At 68.2% G+C, this 8,916-nt stretch carries 8 protein-coding genes; 4 read left to right on the forward strand and 4 right to left on the reverse strand.

Annotated features, from left to right (window positions below; all coding sequences use genetic code 11):
* The coding region (locus AC1DHD_RS11085) for an aldo/keto reductase (RefSeq protein ID WP_476879768.1) at nucleotides 1-357 on the forward strand (357 nt) is incomplete at its 5' end.
* A 119-nt stretch (nucleotides 358-476) separates the two neighbouring features.
* Here the strand turns inward: AC1DHD_RS11085 and AC1DHD_RS11090 are convergent.
* The 3 genes from AC1DHD_RS11090 to AC1DHD_RS11100 all read right to left on the reverse strand — a co-directional run bounded on the left by AC1DHD_RS11090 (nucleotide 477) and on the right by AC1DHD_RS11100 (nucleotide 3,000).
* A complete protein-coding gene (locus AC1DHD_RS11090) occupies nucleotides 477-1,610 on the reverse strand; it encodes a TRAP transporter substrate-binding protein (protein ID WP_476879769.1) in 1,134 nt (377 codons plus the stop codon).
* Nucleotides 1,611-1,779: 169 nt separating this feature from the next.
* The gene (locus AC1DHD_RS11095; protein WP_476879770.1) at nucleotides 1,780-2,004 is read right to left on the reverse strand and encodes a hypothetical protein; all 225 of its coding nucleotides are present in this window, start codon (nucleotides 2,002-2,004) and stop codon (nucleotides 1,780-1,782) included.
* A 36-nt stretch (nucleotides 2,005-2,040) separates the two neighbouring features.
* Nucleotides 2,041-3,000 carry a hypothetical protein gene (locus AC1DHD_RS11100; protein ID WP_476879771.1) on the reverse strand — a complete coding sequence of 320 codons (960 nt, stop codon included), beginning with the start codon at nucleotides 2,998-3,000 and terminating at the stop codon, nucleotides 2,041-2,043.
* A 70-nt stretch (nucleotides 3,001-3,070) separates the two neighbouring features.
* Here AC1DHD_RS11100 and AC1DHD_RS11105 point away from each other — a divergent pair, with 70 nt between their 5' ends.
* The gene (locus AC1DHD_RS11105; RefSeq protein WP_476879772.1) at nucleotides 3,071-3,544 is read left to right on the forward strand and encodes a DUF2231 domain-containing protein; all 474 of its coding nucleotides are present in this window, start codon (nucleotides 3,071-3,073) and stop codon (nucleotides 3,542-3,544) included.
* Here the strand turns inward: AC1DHD_RS11105 and AC1DHD_RS11110 are convergent.
* Nucleotides 3,504-4,835, reverse strand: a complete 1,332-nt coding sequence (locus tag AC1DHD_RS11110; RefSeq protein WP_476879773.1) for an MFS transporter — start codon at nucleotides 4,833-4,835, stop codon at nucleotides 3,504-3,506. The genes AC1DHD_RS11105 and AC1DHD_RS11110 overlap by 41 nt on opposite strands.
* A 320-nt stretch (nucleotides 4,836-5,155) precedes the next feature.
* Between AC1DHD_RS11110 and AC1DHD_RS11115 the strand changes: the two genes are divergently transcribed.
* A complete protein-coding gene (locus tag AC1DHD_RS11115; RefSeq protein WP_476879774.1) occupies nucleotides 5,156-6,100 on the forward strand; it encodes a peptidase in 945 nt (314 codons plus the stop codon).
* Between the two features lie 141 nt (nucleotides 6,101-6,241).
* Complete coding sequence (locus AC1DHD_RS11120) at nucleotides 6,242-7,804, forward strand: CehA/McbA family metallohydrolase (RefSeq protein WP_476879775.1); 1,563 nt, start codon at nucleotides 6,242-6,244, stop codon at nucleotides 7,802-7,804.
* Nucleotides 7,805-8,916: the final 1,112 nt, after the last annotated feature.

Here is an 8,916-nt window from a genome sequence, read left to right on the forward strand (position 1 = left end):
GAACTGCACCCGTTCTTCAACCAGGCCGAGCTGCGCGAATTCAACGCCTCCAAGGGCATCCTTACGCAGGCCTGGTCCCCGCTGGGCCAGGGCGGCGAGCTGCTGGAGAGCCCCGTCATCGCCCAGATCGCCGCCAAGCACAACGCCACGCCGGCTCAGGTGGTCATCGCCTGGCACCTCGCGATCGGCAACGTTGTGATCCCCAAGTCCGTGACCGAGTCGCGGATCCGCGAGAACTACGCCGCCCTGGACGTCACCCTCGACGAGACCGACGTGCAGGCCATCAACGGCCTGGACCGGACTGCCGAGGGCGCCGGACGCATTGGTCCGGACCCGGCGGTTTCCGACTTCGCCTAAGCACGTTCCTGCCCCGGCGCACACTTGCCGGGGCGACCGGAGGAGCGGTTCCCGACCTGTGGGTCGTGGACCGCTCTTTCGTTTGAGTGCGCCGGCCCGTGGCGGCCCGCCGGGTCCCGCTACCCGCCGGGTCCCGCACCGGGGCCGCAGGGTGCGATGTCCGCTGCGCCCCCTGCGGCGTCGGAGAGGGTCCGGATCCTGGCGATAAGTGCCCGCGTGGTGGCGTCCTTCTCCAGTTGGGCGTAGACCGGGGCCGCCGCGGCTTCGAAGGCCGCGACCTGCTTGTCCGTGGCCGTGACAACCGTGCCCCCGTGCTGGCAATAGGCGGCCGCCTCCTCCGCGGTGTGGATCATGGAGCCGGTTACGGCTGCCCGGGTTTTGGCTGTCGCCTCGAGCAGGATCCGCCGGTCGTCGGCGGCCAGCCGGGTATAGGTCTTGGAGTTGATCACCAGCGAGTTGACCTTCACGTACAACGGCAGGTTCCCGGCCGTGGTGCTGGGCCGCGGGAAAGCGGCAGCCCGCGTGAAGGAAGACTCGGCGGCCCGGACCGTGCCCTTGGCGAGGGCGTCAGTAAAGAGCTGCCCCGCCAGGGTTTCCGGAGTCGCGCCCAGCGCCTTCAAGGTTGCATAGCCGGTGCTGGAGCGCGGAGCACGGACAACTTTGCCGGCGAGCTGGGCTGGTGTGGCCACCGGAGCTCCGAAGGCAAAGAGCATCCTCGGGCCGTCGGGAAGCAGCGCGAGGCCGGTGAGTCCGACCGTTTTGAGCCCCGCCATYATGCTGCCTGCGATCTCAGGCTCAACCATCTTCGCCAATGCCTGGTCGGAGGCCTGCAGGAAGGGGGCAGACAGTGCCGCGAAGGACAGCACCCCCTCGGATTCCCACGTCCTGGTAGGAACGAGCGCCATGTCGAAGTCGCCGCCCTCGGTGGACTGGGCGACGGCCTGGTCCCAGGCGCCGGCTTCGTCGGCCGCTGCCTTCAGCACCAGCTCAATCCGGAGCCGCCCGCCGGAGACGTCCTTGACCTGGCGGGCGAATTCGTTGATCTGGGCTGCGGACCGCCCGTCGGGTCCGCCGGCGGTAGCGAGGGTCAGGACCGTCGCGTCGTCGGACGACTGCTGCCCTCCCTGGACGGTGTTGCTGGCAGGCGCGCACCCGGCCGCGGCGAAGAGGAGAGCGCCGGCCGCAGTCGCTGCAACCCAGCGGGCCCGTGCACTGCTGCGGTCTGGGGGCTTGCGGCGCCGCGGTGGCTGCATGGTGGCCTCTTTCGGGAAATGCCTTCATTCCGAAAGTACTCCTCCGGCCGCCGAGCCAAAAGGGCCGGTCCGCACCCTGCGGACACCGATGCCGGCCCCCACAAGAGGCCGCGCTGTCCGGCAGGGTGCCCCCTCCCGTAGCCGGGGGCCCGCAAGCCGGTCGCCGGCCTTAGGCGGCCGCCCGGCCCTCCATCGGACGGATGGCGTCAACGATCGCCCAGCCGTCCTCGCCGAGGAGGCGGCGGCTGGCGAACCGCTCGGCATCAGCGGCATCGTCGAAAGCTTCGGTACGGACCCGGCCGCAGTCCGTGTCCAGGTAGGTGACCTCCCAATACACGGCCGCTGACGTGGCGGCGGCACCTGGGGCTGCTGCAAATTCCTGATGCTGTTCCATGGCTTAAGTCTGCAACCGGGGTGTGACAGTCAAGGCTCACCCGCCCGGCGTGTTGCCGAGCCGCAGTACCCGTTCCCGCGCCAGATCCTCGCGACGGCGGTCCTTGTCCGCCGTGCGGGCCGCCAGTTGCGCGGCGGTGGTGGCTGTTTCAAGGCGTTTGCGTGCCAGCCGCAGCCCGTCTTCGGAGCGTGCCAGCTTTTCCTTGAGTTCCGCGGCTTCCTTGGCGAGGGCGGCTGCGGCGCCCGTCGCCTCGGCCAGTTCCGCGTCGGCCTGCTCCGCCTCAGCGGCGCTGGACAGCGCGGCTTCGGCGGCCAGCGCCAGGGCTGCCTCGGCCCGTTCCCGGACGGAGGGGGTGGGGGCGGGCCGTTCCGGGCGGACTGCGCGCAGCCGCGGCTGATCCGTGGCCGCTGGGTCAGGTGTCCGCGCGTCCGTCCGTCCGGCGGAAGCCGGCTGCGTGGGCACCGGCAGGTCCGGGAGGGCGACGGCGCCGTCGAGGTCAACGACGTCGACGCCGTCGGCCGACAGAGACCGGAGGAGCCGGCCGCTGCGGACCGCGGCAGCGGCACCTTCGTCGGCCGTGGCGGCCCGCAGGGTCTGCTCCACTTCGGCGGCGATGGCAGTGCTGATCGTCCGGCCCTGTTGCACCGTCACGGCCCGTGCTGCGTCGACGGCGGTTGCCAGGAGTTTGCGCCGCTCCCGGCCCAGGTTCCGCAATGCGGCCGCGTCAAGGGTGTCCTGCGCGCCGCGCATTTCCTGGCCCAGTTCGATCAGCGCCCGGACCGTGTCCGGGCGGTGCAGGGCGAGCATGTTCACGGYCCAGGCGCCGACGGAGGGCTTGGGCATGGCGCGTACTTGCGCCACGCGGGACTTCAGCCCGGGCGTCGCGGGCGCTGTTCCCAGCAGTTCTTTGGCCGCGTTATTGCGGGCCGCGACGAAGTCGTCAAATGGCAGCGCGTAGAGTCGCGCCGCGATCCCCGCGAGCTCACGGTTTGCCATGCAAGAATCATAGAAGCTCCGGCCTGCATGCCGGGGGCGCGCAGCGCACGTCCACCGTAGGAGATCCCACGTGATTGAAATTGCAGGCCTTCCGGCACACATCCTGCTGGTCCACGCCGTTGTGGTGTTGGGTCCGATGGCCGGCCTCGCTGCCATTGTGTACGCGGCCGCGCCGCGCTGGCGCCGGTACCTGGCCTGGCCCCTGGCTGTATTGTCCCTGCTGCTGGTTCCGGTGGCCCTTGTCACGGCGCAGGCGGGCGAGCAGCTGGAGAAGTCCCGGCCGGCCACGGCAGCGGTACTGGCCCACGCCCAGCAGGGCGACGCGCTGAAGATCATTTCGGTGGTGTTCTTTGTGGTGGTCGCGGCAATGATCGTGGTGACCTTCGAGCCAATCGGCCGGCGGTTCACCTTCCTCGGAAGCCTGCGCGCAAACCGGGTGGTGCGGATCATTCTGCTGGTCGCCGGCGCCGTGGCCGGCGCCGTCTACGTTTACCAGAGCATCGTCACCGGTCACTCCGGCGCCGCGTCCGTCTGGGGACGCTAACAACCGGGTCAACGGCACCGCCCGCCGCTGCGGCGGTGCCGGCCTCTCCCGTCCGGTGCAACCGCCGAACCGTCATGAGCAGCAGGCCCAACGCCGCCATCTGGAGGGCCGCGACGACGGCGATCAGGGCCGGCCACGCACCGTAGAGGGCTCCGTAAAGAGCGCCGCCGGCCAGCGCGCCCGCACCCTCGAAGGCGGCGAAGACCCCGTATGCGGACCCCTGCCTCGGCTCCGGCACAAGATCCGCCACTAGGGCCTTGACGGTTGAGTCCTGGACTCCTGTGGCGGCGCCCCACACCGCGACGCCGGCCAGCACCAGGGCGAGGACGTTGGAGAAGGCCAGCACGGGTATGGCGGCGATGAGTACCGGCAGGACCAGCAGCACCGACGGACCAAGCCGGTCGTAGACGCTGCCGCTCCCCAACGCCCCCAGCGCCGCCGCGCCCATGGCGGCGGCATAGAGCAACGGAACCACGGGGGTGGGAACAGCCACGTCAGCGCCGAGGTGGTAGGCGATGGCGCCGAAGGCCACCAGTCCGGCGCTCCAGAAGAAGGCGCACACCGCACAGAGCAGGAATACGCCGGAGAATAAGGCCGCGGGCCTGCCTGCCGGGAGCGGTGTTGTGCCGGCGCTGTCCGCCCCCGCAACCCTTCGGCGCAACCCCAGCAGCAGCACGACGGCGACGCCGGCGGGAACGGCCAGGACAGCGAAGGCTGCCGGAAGGACTCCGGTCGCGGCCAGCACCGCGGCGACGATGACGGGTCCGGCGACCGCTCCGGCGAGGTCCAGGGACTTGTGCACGGCGAAGCCCCGGCCGCGGCCCACCCCCTTGGCCGCGGCGGCCAGCAGCACCGTCTTGGCAGGGCTGCGCACGGCCTTGCCTACCCTGTCCCCGATGATCAGCACCGAGGCGAGGACCAGCCCCGCGGCACCCGCGGCCGGGGCAAGCGCCAGCAGCGGCACGCACACCGCCGTCGTGGCGTATCCGGCCAGCGTGAACGTCCAGTATTTGCGCGTCCGGTCCGCCCACGGCCCAAAGACCAGGCGCAGCCCCTGGGCCGCGGCCTCGGCTGCGCCGGTCACTACCCCCACCAGCAGCGCAGAGGCGCCAAGCTGGGCCAGAAGCGGCCCGGCGAGCGGGCGGGCGCCGTCGGAGACGAGGTCGGTCGCCAGGCTGACCAGCCCGAAGCCGACCACCGCGCTCCAGGGCCGGTTGCTGCCGGGAACCGGCGTCGGGGTCCGTCCCGACGGCGCTGCCGCCGGGCGTACCTCGCGCTCAGGCCGGTCCATTTCCCAAGATTCGCGGACCGGGCGCGGAATGACAAGCAGATCCGGCCCGGGAGCGGCCCCTGACCCTGCGCCCGGCGCGCTGCCAGGGAAATCAGTGCCGCCGCGGGCATGTGGGCGTCTAACCATGGTGTGAAGCCCCGGATTCCCTTACGCTGACACCGGAGTCGGGAACAACGGGGGAGAAGCTGCGGATGGATGGACCGGGGGAGCCGTCACAGAGTCCGCTGTGGCGGCCGGAGGAACACGCCAGCAAACCGGAGCGKCCCGGGGTTCCGCATTATCCTGGCTGGGGGACCGGTCAGGCCTACCCGTCACCGGCCGTGCGGAAACGGCCGCGCGGTGCGCTGATCGTCGGGACATTGTCGAGGGTCGCCGCCGTCGTGATCACGGGCGTACTTACGGCCGGCTTCAGCCTCTACCTGCACGGCGACCTGAAACCCTCGGCGATCCTGGGCGGCCCCGCCGCCAGCCCCGCCACCACCGCCGCCGCCGGTGAGTCCGGCGGCCTGATCTACCACACCGCGCCGGATCCCAACCGGAACCGGAGCCAGGCAGACGCAGGTATGCCCGATCCGTTCGCCACGTACCCGACGCCGGGCCGGGAGGAGCATGCCGTGCCCCTCGGCACGCCCGCACGGGTGACCGACTGGTCCACCGCCTACGCCTTTATGGACACCAGCAACGGCGGGCAGCCCGTGACCTACGACCCTTGCCGGCCGATCCACTACGTCACCCGCGCGGCCAACTCGCCCGCGGCCGGACCGAAGCTCATCGAAGAGGCCGTCGCGGCGGTCTCCCGGGCGACCGGGCTGATGTTCATCGACGACGGCGCCACCACAGAGGCGCCGTCGAAGGACCGGCAATCCTACCAGCCGGACCGGTACGGTGACCGGTGGGCGCCGGTGCTCATCGCGTGGGAAACCAGCGCGGAAGAACCCCGCTTCACCAACCCCGAGTACGGCGACACTGTCCTCGGCCTGGGCGGCAGCGATTCCGTCGGGTTGGGCAACCGGGACTACACGTACGTCAGCGGCCAGCTGACCCTGAACGGGCCCGGCCTGCAGACCATCATCGAACACGAAGGGCCGGCGCCCGCGCGGGGCACCATCGAACACGAACTCGCCCATGTGGTGGGACTGGACCATGTTCAGGACCCGACCCAGCTGATGAACCCGACCGATGCCGCCGGCCTGAGCACCTACCAGGCCGGCGACCTGACGGGACTGTCCATTCTTGGCCGCGGAGAGTGCCGGCCCGGGCTCTGACGGGCAGAGGCCTTGCCGTCACTTCAGGGCCGGGCCCCCGACCCCAGGTTCCATAAGTCCCGGCATCTTCCCAGCCGCGGTTTAGGCGGTGTTGGTCGACCCGTTGCTTTCCGTTAAGTCCGCATCCTGAGACTCGGGGGCGTGACTTCACCCTGCCAGGCCCACGAGGCCAATAATGCTCCCTTATCGCCCAGCCGCCGCGGATTCCTCGCTGCTGCACTGACCGGCGCAGCCATCACCTTGGCGCCCATGAGCTTCGCCGCCGCGGACACCGGCACCAGCAAAACCAAAACCCTCACCGGGCATCTGGACCCCGGAGCCGCCGACTTCGTGTACCTTCCGGTGCAGGTTCCCGCCGGTGTCAACAAGATCAGCGTCTCCTACACCTACAGCAAGCCCACGGTGCCCTCGGGGCTGCTGACCAACGCCTGCGACATCGGAGTATTCGATGAGAACGGCACCGCCATCGCCGGCAAGGGCTTCCGCGGCTGGTCCGGCGGCTTCCGCACCGAATTCTTCATCAGCGCCGCCGAAGCCACGCCCGGCTACCTGCCCGGCCCGATCGGCAAGGGGACTTGGAACATCGCCCTGGGCCCGTACCAGGTGGCCGARCAGGGCATGGACTACACCGTCAACGTCACCCTCGACTACGGTCCCGACGGCGCCCCATTCCGTCCCCAGTACCCGCCGAAGCAGGTCGCGGGCCGCGGAGCTGCCTGGTACCGCGGGGACGCCCACCTGCACACCGTCTACTCCGACGGCAAGCGCACCCCGGCGGAAGTTGCGGCCGGTGCAAGGGCCGCGAAACTCGATTTCATGATCAGCACCGACCACAACACCCCCGCCTCGCACGGGGTGTGGGGGCCTCTCGCGGGCAACGGCCTGCTGATCCTCACGGGGGAGGAAGTCACCACCCGGAACGGGCACTACCTCGCCCTCGGTATCGAACCGGGGGATTGGATCGACTGGCGCTACCGGGCCCGCGACAAGGGATTCGAACAGGAAGCGCAGCACATCCATGCCTCGGGCGGCCTGGTAGTCCCGGCACACCCGTTCTGCCCGTACGTCGCCTGCCGCTGGAAGTTCGGGTACGACGACGCCGACGCCGTTGAGGTCTGGACCGGCCCCTGGACCGCGGATGACGAGTACGCGATCAACTCCTGGGACTCCATGCTCGCCCACTCTGCGCGTACCGGCGGACGCTGGCTGCCGGCCATGGGCAACAGTGACGCCCACAGTGCGCCGCAGGTCATCGGGTTGCCGCACAACGTGGTCAACGCCACGGCGCTCTCCCACGACGCGCTGCTGGATGGCATCCGCAACGGACGCAGCTGGATCGCCGAATCCGCCGACATCTCGCTGGATCTCAGCGTCACCTCGGGCAAACGGAAAGCCGGCGTGGGGGAGCGGCTGGACGTCGCCGCAGACGCGCCGGTGACGGTGCGCGTGGACATCACGGGTGTCCCGAACGGTGTGGTGCGGATTATCACTGATGAGGGGCAGACCCAGCAGGTCACGCTTCCGGCCTCCGGCCAGGGCTCCCACAGCTGGGTCACCACGGCGCAGCTCTCCTCCTATGTGCGGGTCGAGGTCCGCCACCCGATGGCCGACGGTACCCCCAGCAACGGCACAGCCATGGGAACGGCTCTGCTGCTCGGGCCGATGGCCGCTCTCACGAACCCGATCTTCCTCGGAGCCAAATAGCAGCCTCACCAACCACGGCCGGGACCGGCTCCGGGAAATGAACTGCTCCCCGATAGTTGAACTGAGAAATCAGCCCTTCTATCGGGGAGCAGTCTTTTGCCCTGAGCGACGAGCCCCAAAAGCAAAACCCCGCACATTCCTAGGAATGGCGGGGTTTTTTCGAGCTTCCTATCAGAATCGAACTGATGACCTTCTCATTACGAGTGAAACGTAGCGGAGAATCTGAGCAGTGACTCTGTTGCGAAAAGACTGTACTGACGCGCTTTTTGGGTCACTAGTCATCACTTCAGAATCGTGCTGATCACAGATAATTGTGTTCACGATGTGTTCACGTCGATGCGCCCGTAGGTGCAGTGCTCATGAGCCAAGGTCGTAGTCGTCCATTATTGCCCGAGTCTCTTGGACCGATTGCATAGATGGGTGCGGGATCGGTCGGCGGTGTGCTTGCGCGCATGTGTCCCGGACTCACAGGTCTCGATCTGCAGCGCGGTGGTTGCGTAGATTCCAGTGCATTCCGTGCGCACGCAAACGTGGAATGAATGGAATCAATGGGTGAAGCGTGGAATCAATGAGCGGTTTCGACGTCCACGGGTGAAGCATGAACGATGCGACCGCGATGTTTGCTCGACCCTAGGAATACGCCTTAGATTCCAAAAACCAACATAGGTTCCGCAACAACAACATAGATTCCATATTTTTGCATACGGGAATCATCGTGGAATCTACGTGGAATGTATGTGCCCGGCCGATCGGCTCGGCATGCGGTCGCGTGGGGCCAGCGGGTTCCTCGCCATCCCACATAGATTCCCGGCTGAGCGACACGCCGTCCAGTGCGCGACACACGGGGCGGTTAATTGTGGCTAAGTACTCCACAGGGTGTGGATTTCGTCCTCGAAAATGGCTGAAATCCGGACATTTCGAAGGCCCATGGCTGTGGATTAAACGTGCGTTAAATGACATACATGTAATACATCATCTTGGGGTCTACGCGGGACTCTTGCACTACATGTAGTCTCTGAGGGCAAGCAAGAGCCCCAGCTGCATCACGTAGCTGGAAAGCTAGGCAAGCGACTGGGGCCCTAGGTATCTTGGCAGATCACCTGAGCCTACAT

The organism is Arthrobacter sp. 05L45_2, assembly GCF_056397525.1.